This is a genomic window from Streptococcus sp. 27098_8_103 (assembly GCF_041432345.1).
GTDB lineage: Bacteria > Bacillota > Bacilli > Lactobacillales > Streptococcaceae > Streptococcus > Streptococcus mitis_BV.
On the sequence record NZ_JAPVZK010000003.1, the window covers coordinates 59,073 to 76,665 of the forward strand.

General features: G+C 40.0%; 19 protein-coding genes. 13 read left to right on the forward strand and 6 right to left on the reverse strand.

The window, feature by feature from the left end:
* Positions 1 to 5 precede the first annotated feature (5 nt).
* From O3599_RS01410 to ezrA, 4 genes are all read left to right on the forward strand, one after another.
* The gene (locus O3599_RS01410) at positions 6 to 560 is read left to right on the forward strand and encodes a DJ-1 family glyoxalase III (protein WP_247939446.1); all 555 of its coding nucleotides are present in this window, start codon (positions 6 to 8) and stop codon (positions 558 to 560) included.
* An 85-nt stretch (positions 561 to 645) separates the two neighbouring features.
* Positions 646 to 1,209 (forward strand): HAD family hydrolase, encoded by a 564-nt coding sequence (locus O3599_RS01415; RefSeq protein WP_247939759.1) that lies wholly within the window; start codon positions 646 to 648, stop codon positions 1,207 to 1,209.
* Between the two features lie 14 nt (positions 1,210 to 1,223).
* Positions 1,224 to 3,170 carry a DNA topoisomerase (ATP-hydrolyzing) subunit B gene (gyrB, locus tag O3599_RS01420; protein ID WP_247939760.1) on the forward strand — a complete coding sequence of 649 codons (1,947 nt, stop codon included), beginning with the start codon at positions 1,224 to 1,226 and terminating at the stop codon, positions 3,168 to 3,170.
* Between the two features lie 81 nt (positions 3,171 to 3,251).
* The gene (ezrA, locus tag O3599_RS01425; RefSeq protein WP_371511770.1) at positions 3,252 to 4,979 is read left to right on the forward strand and encodes a septation ring formation regulator EzrA; all 1,728 of its coding nucleotides are present in this window, start codon (positions 3,252 to 3,254) and stop codon (positions 4,977 to 4,979) included.
* A gap of 47 nt (positions 4,980 to 5,026) precedes the next feature.
* On the opposite strand, the gene O3599_RS01430 is transcribed toward ezrA, so the two are convergent.
* The 5 genes from O3599_RS01430 to O3599_RS01450 form a co-directional block, all read right to left on the reverse strand.
* Entirely contained in the window at positions 5,027 to 5,659 is a 633-nt protein-coding gene (locus O3599_RS01430) for a GNAT family N-acetyltransferase (protein ID WP_004256539.1), read from the reverse strand.
* Positions 5,660 to 5,794: 135 nt separating this feature from the next.
* On the reverse strand, positions 5,795 to 6,094 hold the full coding sequence (locus O3599_RS01435) for a DUF1827 family protein (protein ID WP_000767189.1): 300 nt from the start codon (positions 6,092 to 6,094) through the stop codon (positions 5,795 to 5,797).
* Between the two features lie 58 nt (positions 6,095 to 6,152).
* Complete coding sequence (locus O3599_RS01440) at positions 6,153 to 6,605, reverse strand: NUDIX hydrolase (RefSeq protein ID WP_247939762.1); 453 nt, start codon at positions 6,603 to 6,605, stop codon at positions 6,153 to 6,155.
* Positions 6,606 to 6,736: 131 nt separating this feature from the next.
* Positions 6,737 to 8,995, reverse strand: coding sequence for an ATP-dependent Clp protease ATP-binding subunit (locus tag O3599_RS01445; RefSeq protein ID WP_247939763.1), 2,259 nt, complete (start codon positions 8,993 to 8,995; stop codon positions 6,737 to 6,739).
* A gap of 229 nt (positions 8,996 to 9,224) precedes the next feature.
* On the reverse strand, positions 9,225 to 9,455 hold the full coding sequence (locus tag O3599_RS01450; protein WP_000443570.1) for a DUF1797 family protein: 231 nt from the start codon (positions 9,453 to 9,455) through the stop codon (positions 9,225 to 9,227).
* A 190-nt stretch (positions 9,456 to 9,645) separates the two neighbouring features.
* On the opposite strand from O3599_RS01450, the gene O3599_RS01455 reads away from it, so the two are divergent.
* From O3599_RS01455 to O3599_RS01475, 5 genes are all read left to right on the forward strand, one after another.
* Positions 9,646 to 10,329 (forward strand): amino acid ABC transporter permease, encoded by a 684-nt coding sequence (locus O3599_RS01455; protein ID WP_247939764.1) that lies wholly within the window; start codon positions 9,646 to 9,648, stop codon positions 10,327 to 10,329.
* Positions 10,329 to 11,063, forward strand: a complete 735-nt coding sequence (locus O3599_RS01460; RefSeq protein ID WP_247939765.1) for an amino acid ABC transporter ATP-binding protein — start codon at positions 10,329 to 10,331, stop codon at positions 11,061 to 11,063. The genes O3599_RS01455 and O3599_RS01460 overlap by 1 nt, the downstream gene beginning before the upstream one ends.
* A 153-nt stretch (positions 11,064 to 11,216) precedes the next feature.
* Complete coding sequence (locus tag O3599_RS01465; RefSeq protein ID WP_247939766.1) at positions 11,217 to 12,074, forward strand: bifunctional methylenetetrahydrofolate dehydrogenase/methenyltetrahydrofolate cyclohydrolase; 858 nt, start codon at positions 11,217 to 11,219, stop codon at positions 12,072 to 12,074.
* 136 nt (positions 12,075 to 12,210) lie between these two features.
* Complete coding sequence (locus O3599_RS01470; RefSeq protein ID WP_247939767.1) at positions 12,211 to 13,032, forward strand: phosphate ABC transporter ATPase; 822 nt, start codon at positions 12,211 to 12,213, stop codon at positions 13,030 to 13,032.
* A gap of 13 nt (positions 13,033 to 13,045) precedes the next feature.
* Positions 13,046 to 13,897 (forward strand): NAD(P)H-hydrate dehydratase, encoded by an 852-nt coding sequence (locus O3599_RS01475; protein ID WP_001263817.1) that lies wholly within the window; start codon positions 13,046 to 13,048, stop codon positions 13,895 to 13,897.
* 23 nt (positions 13,898 to 13,920) lie between these two features.
* On the opposite strand, the gene O3599_RS01480 is transcribed toward O3599_RS01475, so the two are convergent.
* Positions 13,921 to 14,106, reverse strand: coding sequence for a hypothetical protein (locus O3599_RS01480; protein WP_001068558.1), 186 nt, complete (start codon positions 14,104 to 14,106; stop codon positions 13,921 to 13,923).
* 198 nt (positions 14,107 to 14,304) lie between these two features.
* On the opposite strand from O3599_RS01480, the gene rpiA reads away from it, so the two are divergent.
* Genes rpiA through O3599_RS01500 form a run of 4 tightly spaced genes read left to right on the forward strand, consistent with a single transcriptional unit; the run spans position 14,305 to position 17,591 of the window.
* Entirely contained in the window at positions 14,305 to 14,988 is a 684-nt protein-coding gene (gene rpiA, locus O3599_RS01485; protein ID WP_000429276.1) for a ribose-5-phosphate isomerase RpiA, read from the forward strand.
* A 23-nt stretch (positions 14,989 to 15,011) separates the two neighbouring features.
* Positions 15,012 to 16,223, forward strand: a complete 1,212-nt coding sequence (locus O3599_RS01490; RefSeq protein ID WP_000033090.1) for a phosphopentomutase — start codon at positions 15,012 to 15,014, stop codon at positions 16,221 to 16,223.
* A 1-nt stretch (position 16,224) separates the two neighbouring features.
* The gene (locus O3599_RS01495; protein WP_000199125.1) at positions 16,225 to 16,785 is read left to right on the forward strand and encodes a DUF1697 domain-containing protein; all 561 of its coding nucleotides are present in this window, start codon (positions 16,225 to 16,227) and stop codon (positions 16,783 to 16,785) included.
* Entirely contained in the window at positions 16,782 to 17,591 is an 810-nt protein-coding gene (locus O3599_RS01500) for a purine-nucleoside phosphorylase (protein WP_247939768.1), read from the forward strand. The genes O3599_RS01495 and O3599_RS01500 overlap by 4 nt, the downstream gene beginning before the upstream one ends.
* The last annotated feature ends 2 nt before the right edge of the window (positions 17,592 to 17,593 follow it).

A 17,593-nucleotide genomic window follows, 5' to 3' on the forward strand; every position in this document is an offset into this window, starting at 1 on the left:
AAATTATGGTAAAAGTAGCAGTTATGTTAGCTCAGGGCTTTGAAGAAATTGAAGCTTTGACAGTTGTGGATGTTTTGCGTCGGGCAAATATCACTTGTGATATGGTTGGGTTTGAAGAGCAAGTGACTGGTTCGCATGCAATCCAAGTAAGAGCAGATCGTGTCTTTGATGGTGATTTATCAGACTATGATATGGTTGTTCTTCCTGGCGGCATGCCTGGTTCTGCACATTTGCGCGATAATCAGGCCTTGATTCAAGAGTTGCAAAGTTTCGAGCAAGAAGGAAAAAAACTAGCAGCCATTTGTGCTGCGCCAATTGCTCTCAATCAAGCAGGGCTATTGAAAAACAAGCAGTACACTTGTTATGACGGCGTTCAAGAGCAAATTCTTGATGGTCACTACGTCAAGGAAACAGTAGTGGTAGATGGTCATTTGACAACCAGTCGAGGCCCCTCAACAGCCCTTGCCTTTGCCTACGAGTTGGTGGACCAACTAGGAGGAGACGCAGAGACTTTACGAACAGGAATGCTCTATCGAGATGTCTTTGGTAAAAATCAGTAAAACGGGAGTCAAACTCTCGTTTTTTTATGTTGAAAACTCAGGGAAATCATCGCTTTTTTCATAAAAAAATGCTATAATGAAGGGTATGAAATATCACGATTATATCTGGGATTTAGGTGGAACTTTACTGGATAATTACGAAACTTCAACAGCTGCATTTGTTGAAACATTGGCATTGTATGGCATCACACAAGACCATGATAGTGTCTATCAGGCTTTAAAGGTTTCTACTGATTTTGCGATTGAGACATTCGCTCCCAACTTAGAGAATTTTTTAGAAAAATACAAGGAAAATGAAGCCAGAGAACTTGAACACCCGATTTTATTTGATGGAGTTTCTGATTTATTGAAAGATATCTCCAATCAAGGTGGCCGTCATTTTTTGGTTTCTCATCGAAATGATCAGGTCTTGGAAATTTTAGAAAAAACCTCTATAGTAGCTTATTTTACAGAAGTGGTGACTTCTAACTCAGGCTTTAAGAGAAAACCAAACCCTGAGTCCATGATTTATTTAAGAGAAAAATATCAGATTAACTCTGGTCTTGTAATTGGTGATCGATTAATTGATATCGAAGCCGGGCAAGCTGCAGGACTAGCTACCCACTTGTTTACCAGTATCGTGAATTTAAGACAAGTATTAGACATGTAAGAAAAAGGAAAAAGATGACAGAAGAAATTAAAAATCTGCAGGCACAAGATTATGATGCCAGTCAAATTCAAGTTTTAGAGGGCCTAGAGGCTGTTCGTATGCGTCCAGGGATGTATATCGGATCAACCTCAAAAGAAGGTCTTCACCATCTAGTCTGGGAAATTGTTGATAACTCAATTGATGAGGCCTTGGCAGGATTTGCTAGCCATATTCAAGTCTTTATTGAGCCAGATAATTCGATTACAGTTGTTGATGATGGACGTGGTATCCCAGTCGATATTCAGGAAAAAACAGGTCGACCTGCCGTTGAGACTGTCTTTACTGTTCTTCACGCTGGAGGAAAGTTTGGCGGTGGCGGATATAAGGTCTCAGGTGGTCTTCACGGAGTGGGGTCCTCAGTTGTTAACGCCCTTTCAACTCAATTAGACGTTCATGTCCACAAAAATGGTAAAATTCATTACCAAGAATACCGTCGTGGTCATGTTGTCGCAGACCTTGAGATGGTTGGAGATACGGATAAAACGGGAACAACAGTTCACTTTACACCGGATCCAGAAATTTTCACTGAAACAACAACTTTTGATTTTGATAAATTAAATAAACGGATTCAAGAGTTGGCCTTTCTAAATCGTGGTCTTCAAATCTCCATCACAGATAAGCGTGAGGGGCTAGAACAAACTAAGCATTACCACTATGAAGGTGGGATTGCTAGCTACGTTGAATATATCAACGAGAATAAGGATGTTATCTTTGATACACCAATTTACACAGATGGTGAAATGGATGATATCACAGTCGAAGTAGCTATGCAGTACACAACGGGTTACCATGAAAATGTCATGAGTTTCGCCAATAATATTCATACCCATGAAGGTGGAACGCATGAGCAAGGTTTCCGTACAGCCTTGACACGTGTTATCAACGATTATGCTCGTAAAAATAAGTTACTGAAAGACAATGAAGACAACCTAACAGGGGAAGATGTTCGTGAAGGATTAACTGCAGTTATCTCAGTTAAACACCCAAATCCACAGTTTGAAGGACAAACCAAGACCAAATTGGGAAATAGCGAAGTGGTCAAGATTACCAATCGCCTCTTCAGCGATGCCTTCTCTGATTTCCTCATGGAAAATCCACAGATTGCCAAACGTATCGTGGAAAAAGGAATTTTAGCTGCTAAGGCTCGTGTGGCTGCCAAGCGTGCGCGTGAAGTCACTCGTAAAAAATCTGGTTTGGAAATTTCCAACCTTCCAGGGAAACTAGCAGACTGTTCTTCTAACAATCCTGCGGAAACAGAACTCTTCATCGTCGAAGGAGACTCAGCTGGTGGATCAGCAAAATCTGGTCGTAACCGTGAATTTCAGGCAATTCTTCCAATCCGCGGTAAGATTTTGAACGTTGAAAAGGCAAGTATGGATAAGATTCTAGCTAACGAAGAAATTCGTAGTCTTTTCACAGCGATGGGAACAGGATTTGGTGCAGAATTTGATGTTTCAAAAGCCCGTTACCAAAAACTTGTTTTGATGACCGATGCCGATGTCGATGGAGCCCACATTCGTACTCTTCTTTTAACCTTGATTTATCGTTATATGAAACCAATCCTAGAAGCTGGTTATGTTTATATTGCCCAACCACCAATCTATGGTGTCAAGGTTGGAAGCGAGATTAAAGAATACATCCAGCCAGGTGCAGATCAAGAAATCAAACTCCAAGAAGCCTTGGCTCGCCACAGTGAAGGACGTGCCAAACCAACCATTCAGCGCTATAAAGGTCTGGGAGAAATGGATGACCACCAATTGTGGGAAACAACCATGGATCCGGAACATCGCTTGATGGCAAGAGTTTCTGTGGATGATGCTGCAGAAGCAGATAAAATCTTTGATATGTTGATGGGGGATAGAGTAGAGCCTCGTCGTGAGTTTATCGAAGAAAATGCTGTCTATAGTACACTTGATGTCTAAAAAATCGGGAGAAGTAGTTCCCTTGGTCTAAAAAATATGATATAATCATTACGATTGTTTCAAGTAAAAAAGGAGTTTAATATGTCTGCTAGTCTAGTAATTTATTTGATAATTGCAGTTGCAGTTTTATTGGTCATTGCTTATGCTATCGCAATCTATGTAAGGAAGCGCAATGAAAGTAAACTAGCAATTTTAGAAGATAAAAAAGAAGAACTGTACAATCTTCCAGTTAATGATGAAGTTGAAGCTGTAAAAAATATGCACTTGATTGGACAAAGTCAGGTGACTTTCCGTGAATGGAACCAAAAATGGGTTGACCTATCTCTTAACTCTTTTGCAGATATCGAAAATAATCTTTTCGAGGCAGAAGGTTATAACAACTCATTCTGTTTTTTCAAAGCTAGTCATCAAATTGACCAAATCGAGAGCCAAATTACCTTGATTGAAGAAGATATTGCGGCAATTCGCAATGCCTTGGCAGATTTGGAGAAACAAGAGTCTAAAAATAGTGGACGTGTTCTTCATACCTTGGACTTGTTTGAAGAGTTGCAACACCGAGTTGCTGATCATTCTAAAGAATATGGCCAAGGTTTATCTGAAATTGAAAAACAATTGGAAAATATCCAATCAGAGTTTTCTCAGTTTGTAACTTTAAATTCGTCAGGTGACCCAGTAGAAGCTGCTGTGATTTTGGATAATGCTGAAAATCATATCTTGGCTTTGACACATATTGTTGATCGTATACCAGCAATTGTAGCAACATTATCTAAAGACCTACCTGATCAACTGGAAGATTTAGAAGATGGCTACCGTAAGCTTTTAGATGCTAATTATCATTTTTCTGAGACAGATATTGAAGCGCGTTTCCAACTGCTTTATGAAGCTCTCAAGAAAAATCATGAGAATATTGCGAAACTAGAATTGGATAATGCAGAGTACGAAAATACTCAAATCCAAGAAGAGATTAATGCACTTTATGATATCTTTACACGAGAAATCGCTGCTCAAAAAGTAGTAGAAGGCTTAGTTACAACCCTTCCTACATATTTGAAACACATGAAAGATAGTAATGCTGTTTTAGTGGAAGATATTCAACGATTGAGTAACAATTACCTACTATCTGAAACGGATGTTAGTCATGTTCATAGATTACAAGCTGAGTTAGAATCTTTAGAAGAATCTGTATTGGAATTAACTTCTGAACAAGAGGAACATTCTGAGCCTTATTCATTGCTTGAAGATCGTTTAGAAAACTTACAAGCGACTTTGAAGGAAATTGAAGATGAACAAGTTGCGGTTAGTCAACGTCTTGCTCAGATTGAAAAAGATGATATTAATGCTCGCCAGAAGGCAAATGTTTATGTTAATCGTCTTCACACAATTAAGAGATATATGGAAAAACGCAATCTTCCAGGTATTCCTCAGAATTTCTTACAGTTGTTCTTTACAGCAAGTAACCATACTGAAGAGTTGATGGCTGAACTAGAAGAAGCCCAGGTCAATATCGAAGCTGTGAACCGTATGCTTGAAATTACGACAAATGATATGGAAGAACTTGAAGAAGAAACCTATAATATTGTTCAATATGCAACGTTGACAGAACAATTACTACAGTATTCAAACCGTTATCGCTCATTTGATGAACGAATTCAAGAAGCCTTTAATGAATCATTAGAAATTTTTGAAAAAGAATTTGATTACCATGCTTCATTTGATAAGATTTCGCAAGCTTTGGAAGTTGCAGAACCAGGTGTAACCAACCGTTTTGTCACTTCATACGAAAAAACACGTGAGACGATTCGTTTCTAACATAATAAAAAAGATTTGGTTCTGTGATAAGCAGCACCAAATTTTTTTTATTTATTTATAGTTTTTAAAAATGCCCAGTTACCAATTGATTTTGACCCATATTCTAAGTCCATATGGTCCAGTAATACATAATCGTTTTTTTCGTAGAATGAGGTATTTCTAGCTGTACTAGTTATGAGTCCCAAGTGTTTACAGCCTTTTGATTTGACATAAGGTTCAATCCCTTGTGTCAGAAAAGTACTGCCTATTCCCCGCCCCTTACTTTCTATATTGACAGCTAAAGCCATCAAATACCAATCAAACTCCCCTGATTGTTCTAAATGCTTTTTGGAACGTTTTACAAAGTCAAAGTATTTAAGGAGATTTTGTGGTCGAATGTAGCGAAAAATGTTTGTTCCTCCATTTCGTAGATAGGATAGTATACAGAAATCTTTTTGTTGCAAAAGGGCGACTGCAAGTAAGTCTCCATCCTGTTCCGCAATTAAACAGTTTCCCTTCTTAATATAGACTCTAGTAAGCAGAATTTGCAACGTTTCTACAAAAGCAGGATAGGAGTCAGGTTTCTTCAAATCATCAGTTATAATCGTTAAAAAGGGATAGTCAAGAAAGGAATTGGCTAATAATTTTCCAATTTTTTCGCTTTCTTCAATTCTTGCCTCTCTATATATGATGTCTCCCATGTTTGTCTCCTTAATTATCTACAAAATCTTGTATGATAAGATTTTATAGATAAAAAATTGGAGATGATTTAAAAAGCTAAATAAACCTAATTTTGTTCCATAAGGTTCAAAGCACTTTCTAATCTCTCCAAGATTTTATTTGGTTGGAATCGAAATTCCAATTAATTTTTCTGAATAGAGGGTTTTGATATTGGCCTCATCAATAGAGTCCTTATCAATTTTACGTTTCAAGAAAAATTCTTGAATAGCTTCGATTTCAGGTTCTCGAATAGCGCGGTGTTTGTTTGAGATGAGGATTTCATAGTGAAGCGGAGCTTGGGTAAAAATAACATCGGTATTCCCTGCAGAATAGACCTCAACAAGGGTTGCGTCTGTACTTTCTAGCTGGCTTTTAACAAGTTGCGAGTGTGAGTTTGTCGTATTGATTAGCTTCATAACATTTCCTCCGATTTTCTAATTCTATTATAGCACTTTTTGAATAAAGTGGCTGGATTTAGTCAATCTTATGCTGTTTTTTCCATGATTGGATTGCCCATTTATGGCTACCACGTTTGAGATTTTCAATAGCTTCATCAATAGGGAACCAGGCAATATGATTAAAGTCTTCTAGTGGCTTTTGCACTTCTTTGAAAGAAGTTGCTTCATAGAGGTAGGCAGGATTGTAGTAGTAGGTGTCACGATGACGAGAGTAGAAATATTCGTCAGCTTGTCCGTAATAGGCACCAATTTCAGCTGTGAAGCCAAGCTCTTCAATCAATTCACGTTTTAGGGCTTCTTGATGATTTTCACCTGCTTCAATTTCACCACCAGGTAAGAACCAAGCGCAATTAGGTGCTTGAACAAGAACAATTTGTTTTTGTTCAGCATCAGGGATAACTGCATATACGCCATAGCGTGACACATAGTCTGTATTTGCTTTCTTTTCTCCGAAAGTTGGGTTTGCCATTGCATTTTCCTCATTATCTAGTATCGTTATTATTATCATAATGGACAAAGGACGAGCTGTCAAGAAATTACAGTTATTTTAGTAAAAAAGAAGCAGAAACATTTCATTTTCTACTCCTTTTTTATAGAAATTTATTTTTCTTTTTCAGAAGTTTTTACTTCAGCTTTTTTGGCAGATTTGATTTGAATGTTGCCCTTGCTGGTCATAACTGCCTTGAGGTCTTTTTCGCTTGGATTTTCAAGGTAGAAGTCAGTGATTGCGTCCTCAATATAGTCTTGAATAGTACGACGAAGTGGGCGTGCTCCCATTTTTGGATCATAACCGAGGTCAACCAATTTTTCCTTGACCTTGTCAGTTACATCCAAATGAATGTTGTTACTTGAAAGACGCTTGTTAACATCAGCTAGCATGAGCTCGACAATCTGAAGGAGGTTATCCTTGCTGAGAGCCTTAAATTCGACAATACCATCAAAACGGTTCATAAACTCTGGGCTAAAGAAATTGCCGAGTTCACCGAGAACAGAGTTGGTTCGACCTTCACGAGCAGCTCCAAAACCAACGCTGGCTTCTGCCTTACCTGTACCTGCATTTGAGGTCATGATAATGATGGCATCCTTGAAGCTAACGGTACGTCCCTGCCCATCTGTCAAACGACCATCGTCCAAGACCTGGAGGAACATATGCATGACATCTGGATGGGCTTTCTCCACTTCATCTAAGAGAATAAGAGAGTAGGGATTGCGACGAACTTTTTCAGTTAATTGCCCAGCCTCATCATAGCCAACATAACCTGGAGGGGCACCGACTAATTTAGCCACGCTGTGTTTTTCCATGTATTCACTCATATCAAAGCGAATCATGCTATCAGCAGAACCAAAGAGTTCGATAGCTAATTGTTTGGAAAGTTCGGTCTTACCGACACCAGTTGGTCCGACAAAGAGGAAGCTTCCAATTGGACGATTAGGCGTACCGAGACCGACACGATTACGGCGAATAGCCTTGGCAATCTTATCGACTGCGTCATCTTGACCAATAACATGAGACTTGAGATCTTCGGCTAAATTGATGAGTTGAGATTGTTCTTTCTCTTTCAAATCACCAACAGGGATATTGGTTTTCTGCTCGATAATGTGCTCAATGGTTTTCTCGCTGATGATAGGAGTATCCTGGTCTGTAACCTTTTTCTTTTGCATTTCCTTATACTTGGCAATCTGGTCGCGGAAGTAAGCTGCTTTTTCAAAGTCTTCGTCACGGGTTGCCTGAGCCTTGAGATTTTCGGCCTCAATCAGACGTTGGTCAATGACCTTAGGATCAACAAAGTTGAGGGTCAAATTCATCTTAGAACCAGCTTCATCTAGGAGGTCAATGGCCTTGTCTGGTAAGAAGCGGTCTTGAATGTAACGATTGGAAAGAGTTGCGGCTGCTTCAATTGCGGCATCAGTATATTGAACGTGGTGATAGTCTTCGTATTTCTTTTGAATGCCTTTGAGGATAGTGATTGTTTCTTCCACTGTTGGTTCATCAACTTTGACCGGCTGCATGCGACGCTCTAAGGCCGCATCCTTTTCAATGATACGGTATTCATTGAGGGTAGTGGCACCGACCAGTTGCAGTTCACCCCGAGCAAGGGCTGGCTTGAGGATATTTCCTGCATCCATATTGCCATCGCCTGCAGAACCAGCACCGACAATTTCATGGATTTCATCGATAAAGAGAATGATGTCCTCACGTTTGCGAATTTCTTCCATGAGCTTTTGCATGCGTTCTTCAAATTGTCCACGGATACCGGTTCCTTGAACTAGGCTAACCACATCCAGACGGATGACTTGTTTACCTTGTAGTTTATGTGGAACATCGCCATCAACGATTTTCTGAGCTAGACCTTCGACAACGGCAGTTTTTCCGACACCTGGTTCACCGATAAGAACAGGATTATTCTTGGTTCTGCGATTGAGAATTTCGATGACACGGATAATCTCATCGTCGCGCCCAATAACGGGGTCAATATCTCCACGACGGGCAATTTCAGTTACGTTGATACCAAATTCTTCCAGCAGGCCTTTTTCTTGGCTTGGAGGCGGAGTTTGAGCAGATCCACGATTTTGGGAACCATAACCACCGTTTCCACCGTAACCTCCACCTGATTGGGTTGGGGGAGTCGGAGGAGTATTGTTAGAAGGTCTGAAATTGTTTAGGTCATTGAAGAAATCACCAAAGGGATCAAAGTCACGATTATTCAAATCTGTCATTCCTTTAAAGAGAGTGTTGTTAGGATCAGTCTTGATAATCTTGTAGCAGTTTTGACAGAGGTCAATCTGTTTTTGTTTTCCATTGAGATTGGTGTAAAGATGAATTGTTGAGTCGTTGATTTTACAGTTTTGACAAAGCATACATCTACCTCATTTCTTTCTTTAGCCTGACCTATTTAAAGGTCAAAAATAGTCAAATTTCTATACTCTCATTATAACAGGATTGGACCGTAAAGCAAGTAAAAAGATTGCAGCTTTGAGAAGTTGTTACAATGAAAATTTTTGTGAATTTGGGCTATAAAAAAATCCTATTTGTGAGACAAAAAGGATTTTGGTTAGACATGCAGGGGCAATCCCAGCTTGTTATAGTTTAGTAGAGGAGTTCGTAAATCTCCATTGCAATCAAGTCAATGCTGTCAAAAGTATAAGTTTCGCGAGCTTCTACATCACGAAGGGTAAAGATTGAACCGTTTTCTTCGTCGTGGCTGTATGCAACTTCTGCAACAACAACTCCTTCGCGTTCAAAATTACGTTTTAAATTTCCGCCGTCTTTTGCCATTGCTTCAAGGCGGTTGATGATTCTAACCAAATGTGATTCCATTTTGATTCTCCTTCATTTCTTATCATTACCATTTTACCATAAAGGAGGCCAACTTGCCTAGAAAAAACTAAGATTTCTCGCTAATTCTACTAGCTTAAAGTTTTTTTGAATAAATTGGATAAAAAGTTTGAATTTTAATTCAGTACATGTTATAATCATACAGTATTCTATTTTAGAAAGCAGTGTGACTATGAATTTTTCTTTTTTACCTAAGTATTTACCTTATTTTAACTATGGGGCTGTTGTGACGGTTCTCATTTCTATCTGTGTTGTCTTTTTGGGAACTATTTTGGGTGTTGTCTTGGCTTTTGGGCAACGTTCAAAGTTTAAACCGCTTGTCTGGCTCGCCAACTTGTACGTTTGGATTTTCCGTGGGACACCGATGATGGTTCAGATTATGATTGCCTTTGCCCTTATGCATATCAATGCTCCGACTATTCATGTTGGGATTTTGGGTGTTGATCTTTCTCGTCTGATTCCAGGGATTTTGATTATCTCTATGAACAGTGGTGCTTATGTTTCTGAGACTGTTCGTGCTGGGATTAATGCGGTTCCTAAAGGTCAGTTAGAAGCGGCTTATTCTTTAGGGATTCGTCCTAAAAATGCCATGCACTATGTGATTTTGCCACAAGCTATCAAAAATATCTTGCCAGCCTTGGGGAACGAATTTATCACCATTATCAAGGATAGTTCCCTTTTATCGGCTATTGGGGTCATGGAGTTGTGGAACGGGGCTACAACAGTTTCTACAACAACCTATCTACCTCTGACTCCACTTTTATTTGCAGCCTTTTACTACTTGATTATGACTTCTATTTTGACTGTAGCCTTGAAAGCTTTTGAAAAACGTATGGGACAAGGAGATAAGAAATAATGACAGAAACCTTGATAAAAATTGAAAATTTACATAAATCATTTGGAAAGAATGAAGTATTGAAGGGCATCAACCTCGAGATTAAAAGAGGAGAAGTTGTCGTTATCATCGGTCCTTCAGGGAGTGGGAAATCTACCTTGCTTCGCTCTATGAATTTGCTGGAAGAAGCAACCAAGGGGAAGGTTATCTTTGAGGGAGTCGATATCACGGACAAGAAGAATGACCTCTTTGCCATGCGTGAGAAGATGGGAATGGTTTTCCAACAATTCAATCTCTTTCCTAATATGACTGTGATGGAAAATATCACCTTGTCACCTATCAAGACCAAAGGTGAGAGCAAGGCAGTGGCTGAGAAGAGAGCCCAAGAGCTTTTGGAAAAAGTTGGTTTGCCAGATAAGACAGACGCTTATCCACAGAGTCTGTCGGGTGGGCAGCAACAACGGATTGCCATCGCGCGTGGTTTGGCCATGGAACCAGATGTTTTGCTCTTTGACGAGCCAACCTCAGCCTTGGACCCTGAAATGGTAGGAGAGGTACTGGCTGTTATGCAAGACCTTGCCAAATCAGGAATGACTATGGTTATCGTAACACATGAAATGGGATTTGCCCGTGAGGTGGCAGATCGTGTTATCTTTATGGCAGACGGTGTGGTTGTTGAAGACGGAACACCAGAGCAGATTTTTGAACAAACCCAAGAACAACGGACTAAGGACTTCTTGAGTAAGGTTTTATAATCTATTTTAAAATTTCAAGACAAGATTAGTGAAAAGCTCGACTAGAGCTTTTTCTTATAGTTTGAAACTATAGGATTGCCTAGGAAAGAAGTGTTAGAGGGTACTAGCAGTTTTTGGTATAATGGAAGATATTTGAAAGAAAAGAGAAGTGATATGACACAGATTATTGATGGGAAAGCTATAGCGGCCAAATTGCAGGAACAGTTGGCTGAAAAGACTGCAAAATTAAAGGAAGAAACAGGTCTAGTGCCTGGTTTGGTAGTGATTTTGGTTGGGGATAATCCAGCCAGCCAAGTCTACGTTCGCAACAAGGAACGTTCTGCCCTTGCGGCTGGTTTCCGAAGCGAAGTAGTGCGAGTTCCAGAGACCATTACACAAGAGGATTTGTTAGTCCTGATTGCTAAATACAATCAAGATCCAGCTTGGCATGGGATTTTGGTTCAGTTGCCTTTACCAAAACATATCGATGAAGAGGCGGTTTTATTAGCCATTGACCCAGAAAAGGATGTGGATGGTTTCCATCCTCTAAACATGGGACGTCTTTGGTCTGGTCATCCAGTTATGATTCCGTCAACACCTGCAGGAATTATGGAGATGTTTCATGAGTATGGGATTGACTTAGAAGGTAAAAATGCCGTTGTTATCGGTCGTTCCAATATCGTTGGAAAACCCATGGCTCAGCTTCTTTTGGCCAAGAATGCAACAGTGACCTTGACCCACTCACGTACCCATAATCTCGCTAAGGTTGCTGCAAAAGCGGATATTCTGGTGGTCGCAATTGGTCGTGCTAAGTTTGTGACTCCTGATTTTGTGAAACCAGGTGCGGTTGTCATTGACGTTGGGATGAACCGAGATGAAAATGGCAAGCTTTGTGGGGATGTTGATTATGAGGCGGTTGCACCACTTGCTAGCCATATCACGCCAGTTCCTGGAGGTGTTGGTCCTATGACCATTACTATGCTAATGGAGCAAACTTATCAAGCAGCACTTCGGACATTGGATAGCAAATAAGAGAAAAATCGCTTAAGATAGTGTATTTTCTATAGCTATATCTAAAATGGCAGACATGAATATTAAATTTTCGATATAAGATTACAAAAGGAGGTCTGCGCCTCCTTTTTGTTGTATAATGGAGTGAGGTGATTAGATGATTTTAAAAATTTATAATGGGGAATATAGTTTACAATGGGATGGAATATACTACTTAGCACTAATTTATTATCCAAATATTCAAGAGTGGGAATTAGAAAAAATTGCTAAATTTATAGCTTACGAAAAACTTCATAAACGTCAAACAAGTATTGAGTGTGCTGATTCTTGTTTAAAAAAAGAAATTTTAGATTACATCTGTCAGCATCCCTTTCTGCCACCATTTACTCCTACAGATAAAAGAGTAGCCTCGACTTATGACCTACATAAGAGGTTAGTGACTTCAGACTACTGTAGTCATACTACGACTATAGATGCAGCGATTTCTATTTTTAAAACTGGTCGTCTTTTATCTGCTGTGAAAGCCTTTGGGCGAGATGCTGAGGAGTTGGTTTTGGATAGTCGAAATGCTGCATCTGATCCGATAGATTATTTTGACTATGTCATGTTAGGGTGGTCAAATACAAGTTCTGGTTATCGATTGGCGATGGAGCGTTTATTAGGTCGAGCTCCTTCAGAGAAAGAATTACAAGACAAGTTTATTCCTGGAGTAAGTTTTCATTTTATCTATACAGATTTGATTAAAGTTCCTGGTTATATTTTTGATGGTTACCATGCTGTAAAAATTAAGGACATGCTTAATTTATTAAGTGAGTTGTATATTTGCATTATTCCAACTCATAATAAGAGCCAATTTGAAAATATTATTCCAACCAAAATACAAGATAGGGTGTATTATCTTGACTATGCTGGAGAAGACTTAGAAGAGTGGACTAAGAAAGTCTATCAAGTTGTTTTAAAACAATCAGATAAAGGATAGTTGAGGAAAAACGATGAGAGTGATTGAGCAAGCATTATTAGAAAAAGTCATTATTGAACGTTCTCGTACAAGTCATAAAGGAAATTACGGTCGTCTGCTGTTGCTGGGTGGGACCTATCCTTATGGTGGTGCTATTATCATGGCTGCTTTGGCAGCTGTAAAAAGCGGTGCAGGATTGGTGACCGTTGGAACGGATAGGGAAAATATCCCTGCTCTGCACAGCCATTTACCTGAGGCTATGGCCTTTTCTCTGCAAGACCAGCAATTGTTACAAGAGCAATTGGAGAAGGCAGAAGTTGTCTTGCTGGGGCCTGGTTTACGAGATGATGTTTTTGGAGAAGATTTAGTAAAACAGGTCTTTGCTAGCTTAAGACAGAATCAGATTTTGATTGTAGATGGAGGTGCTTTGACTATTCTTGCTAGGACAAGTTTGTCATTTCCGTCTAACCAGCTTATCCTAACTCCCCACCAAAAAGAATGGGAAAAGCTGTCTGGTATTGCTATTGAAAATCAAAGCGAAGCTGCAACGGCTAGTGCCCTGACTTCCTTCCCTCAAGGAACGATTTTAGTTGAAAAAAGTTCAGCTACTCGTATTTGGCAAGTTGGCCAATCTGATTATTACCAGTTACAGGTTGGTGGTCCCTATCAGGCGACTGGGGGAATGGGAGATACTCTGGCTGGGATGATTGCAGGATTTGTAGGCCAATTTCGACAGGCCAGTCTCTACGAACGTGTGGCAGTAGCAACCCATCTTCATTCAGCCATAGCCCAAGAACTATCTCAAGAACATTATGTGGTCTTGCCGACGGAAATCAGTAGTCATCTTCTCAAAATAATGAAAAAAATATCTCAAAAAGGCACCTGATCGTTTCAGGTGCCTTTATATTTTTAGAAAAATCCTTTAATCTTTCCAACGAGGCCATCTAGACCTTCAGAACCAGAAATTAACTGCTGAGCTTGGGAGAAGTATTCTCCAAGCTGTTCTTGATTTTCTGCAACAAATGTTTTTGCCGCTTCGAAATCTTTTGTTTCGATTAATTCTTTTACTTGGTTAAACAAATCTAATGGGTTCATCTTATTTCTCCTTTTCTTTACTTAACTATTTAATCATCTTTATGATAAAAAATCAACTGTTGCTACTTTTGGCTAATATTCTAACTACCAAAACAAGGTGGACATAAAAATAAAAATGTTCGGTTTTTTTCAGTGTATCCATGAAATAAAAAGTGATACATGTTATAATAAAGTTAGCTCTTTAATGGAGGTGTTTGAGTGGAAAATCTGAAAAAAATGGCAGGTATCAAGGCTGCTGAGTTTGTCAAGGATGGAATGGTAGTCGGACTAGGAACGGGGTCTACTGCCTATTATTTTGTAGAAGAAATTGGTCGTCGGATTAAGGAAGAAGGGTTACAGATTACAGCTGTAACGACTTCTAGTGTGACTAGTAAACAGGCTGAAGGGCTTAATATCCCGCTCAAGTCTATTGACCAAGTAGATGTTGTCGATGTGACGGTTGATGGAGCGGATGAAGTGGATAGCCGGTTTAACGGAATCAAAGGCGGTGGTGGTGCCCTTCTGATGGAGAAGGTTGTAGCAACGCCCTCAAAAGAATATATTTGGGTAGTGGATGAAAGCAAGCTAGTCGAGAAACTGGGTGCTTTTAAATTGCCAGTAGAAGTGGTTCAGTATGGCGCAGAACAGGTCTTTCGTCGTTTTGAACGAGCTGGCTACAAACCAAGTTTCCGTGAAAAAGATGGCCAACGTTTTGTGACCGATATGCAGAACTTTATCATTGACCTTGCCTTGGATGTCATTGAAGATCCAATTGCCTTCGGGCAAGAATTGGACCATATCGTTGGTGTTGTAGAGCACGGCTTATTCAACCAAATGGTGGATAAGGTCATCGTTGCTGGACGAGATGGGGTTCAGATTTTAACTTCAACAAAAGCAAACTAATCAACATAATAAGGAGACACATTATGTCAAAATTTAATCGTATTCACTTGGTGGTACTAGATTCTGTAGGAATCGGTGCTGCACCAGATGCCAATAACTTTGTCAATGCAGGGGTTCCAGATGGAGCTTCTGACACATTAGGACACATTTCAAAAGCAGTTGGTTTGAATGTCCCAAACATGGCTAAAATTGGTCTTGGAAATATTCCTCGAGAAACTCCTCTTAAGACTGTTCCAGCTGAAAGCAATCCAACAGGATATGCAACAAAATTGGAAGAAGTATCTCTTGGTAAGGATACCATGACTGGACACTGGGAAATCATGGGCCTTAACATTACAGAACCTTTCGATACTTTCTGGAATGGATTCCCAGAAGAAATCTTGACAAAAATTGAAGAATTCTCAGGACGCAAGGTCATTCGTGAAGCTAACAAACCTTACTCAGGTACAGCCGTTATCGATGACTTTGGACCACGCCAGATGGAAACTGGGGAGTTGATTATCTATACTTCAGCTGACCCTGTTTTGCAAATTGCTGCCCACGAAGACATCATTCCTCTGGATGAATTGTATCGTATCTGTGAATACGCTCGTTCGATTACCCTTGAGCGCCCAGCCCTTCTAGGTCGCATCATTGCCCGTCCTTATGTAGGTGAACCAGGTAACTTCACTCGTACAGCAAATCGTCGTGACTTGGCCGTATCTCCATTTGCACCAACTGTTTTGGATAAACTCAATGAAGCTGGTATCGATACTTATGCTGTTGGTAAAATCAATGATATCTTTAACGGTGCGGGTATCAACCATGATATGGGACACAATAAGTCAAATAGCCACGGAATTGATACACTCTTGAAGACCATGGGCCTTGCTGAGTTTGAAAAAGGATTCTCCTTCACAAACTTGGTGGACTTTGATGCCCTTTACGGCCACCGTCGTAATGCTCACGGCTACCGTGATTGCTTGCATGAGTTTGATGAACGCTTACCTGAAATTATCGCAGCCATGAGAGAGAACGACCTTCTCTTGATTACTGCGGACCATGGAAATGACCCAACGTATGCAGGAACAGACCACACTCGTGAATATATTCCATTGTTGGCCTACAGCCCTGCCTTTAAAGGGAACGGTTTGCTACCAGTCGGACATTTTGCAGATATCTCAGCGACAGTTGCGGATAACTTTGGTGTTGAAACTGCCATGATTGGGGAAAGTTTCTTAGGTAAATTGGTATAAGATGACGCGATATGCTTTACTTGTTCGGGGCATTAATGTCGGTGGGAAGAATAAGGTTGTCATGGCGCAACTTCGTCAAGAATTGACAGAGTTGGGACTGGGAAAGGTTGAAACCTACATCAACAGTGGCAATATTTTCTTTACTTCGACAGATCCCAAAGCCCAATTGGTTGAAAAGTTAGAGTCTTTCTTTGAAATCCATTATCCATTTATTCAGAGCTTTTCGTTGCTGAGTCAGGAAGATTATGAAGAAGAGCTGAATAATCTGCCAGATTGGTGGATCAAAGATTTGGCACGAAAGGATTTCCTCTTTTACACTGAGGGATTGGATGTTGTTCAAGTCATTGAGACAGTTGAAAGTTTGGAATTGAAAGATGAAATCGTTCATTTTGGAAGACTTGGGATTTTCTGGGGGAAATTCTCTGAGGAATCCTACTATGCAACTGCCTATCACAAATACTTACTCAAGATGCCTTTTTATCGCAACATCACCATTCGTAATGCTAAAACTTTCGACAAAATCGGTCAAATGCTAAAAAATAATAAAGGAGACATACAATGACATTTTTAGATAAAATCAATGAAACTGCTGCCTTCCTGAAAGAAAAGGGTATCCTAGCGCCTGAGTTCGGTCTAATCCTTGGATCAGGACTTGGAGAATTGGCAGAAGAAATCGAAAATCCAGTTGTAGTAGATTATGCAGATATCCCAAACTGGGGCCGTTCTACAGTAGTCGGACACGCTGGGAAATTGGTTTATGGTGAACTTGCAGGTCGCAAGGTCTTAGCTCTTCAAGGGCGTTTCCATTTCTACGAGGGAAATCCTCTTGAAGTCGTGACTTTCCCAGTTCGTGTCATGAAAGTTCTTGGATGTGAAGGTGTTATTGTAACCAATGCAGCTGGGGGTATTGGATTTGGTCCTGGTACCTTGATGGCTATCTCAGACCATATCAATATGACGGGGCAGAACCCATTGATGGGTGAAAACTTGGATGATTTTGGTCCACGTTTCCCTGATATGTCTAAAGCCTATACACCAGAATACCGTGCAACTGCCCATGAAGTGGCTAAGAAACTTGGTATCAAGCTTGATGAAGGTGTCTATATCGGTGTAACTGGTCCGACTTATGAAACACCAGCAGAAATTCGCGCCTATAAGACACTTGGAGCAGATGCAGTTGGTATGTCTACTGTTCCTGAAGTTATTGTGGCAGCTCACTCAGGTTTGAAAGTTCTCGGTATTTCATGTATTACTAACCATGCAGCAGGCTTCCAAGAAGAACTCAACCACGAAGAAGTTGTAGAAGTGACTGAACGTGTTAAAGGCGACTTCAAAGGCTTGCTGAAAGCGATTCTTGCTGAATTGTAATC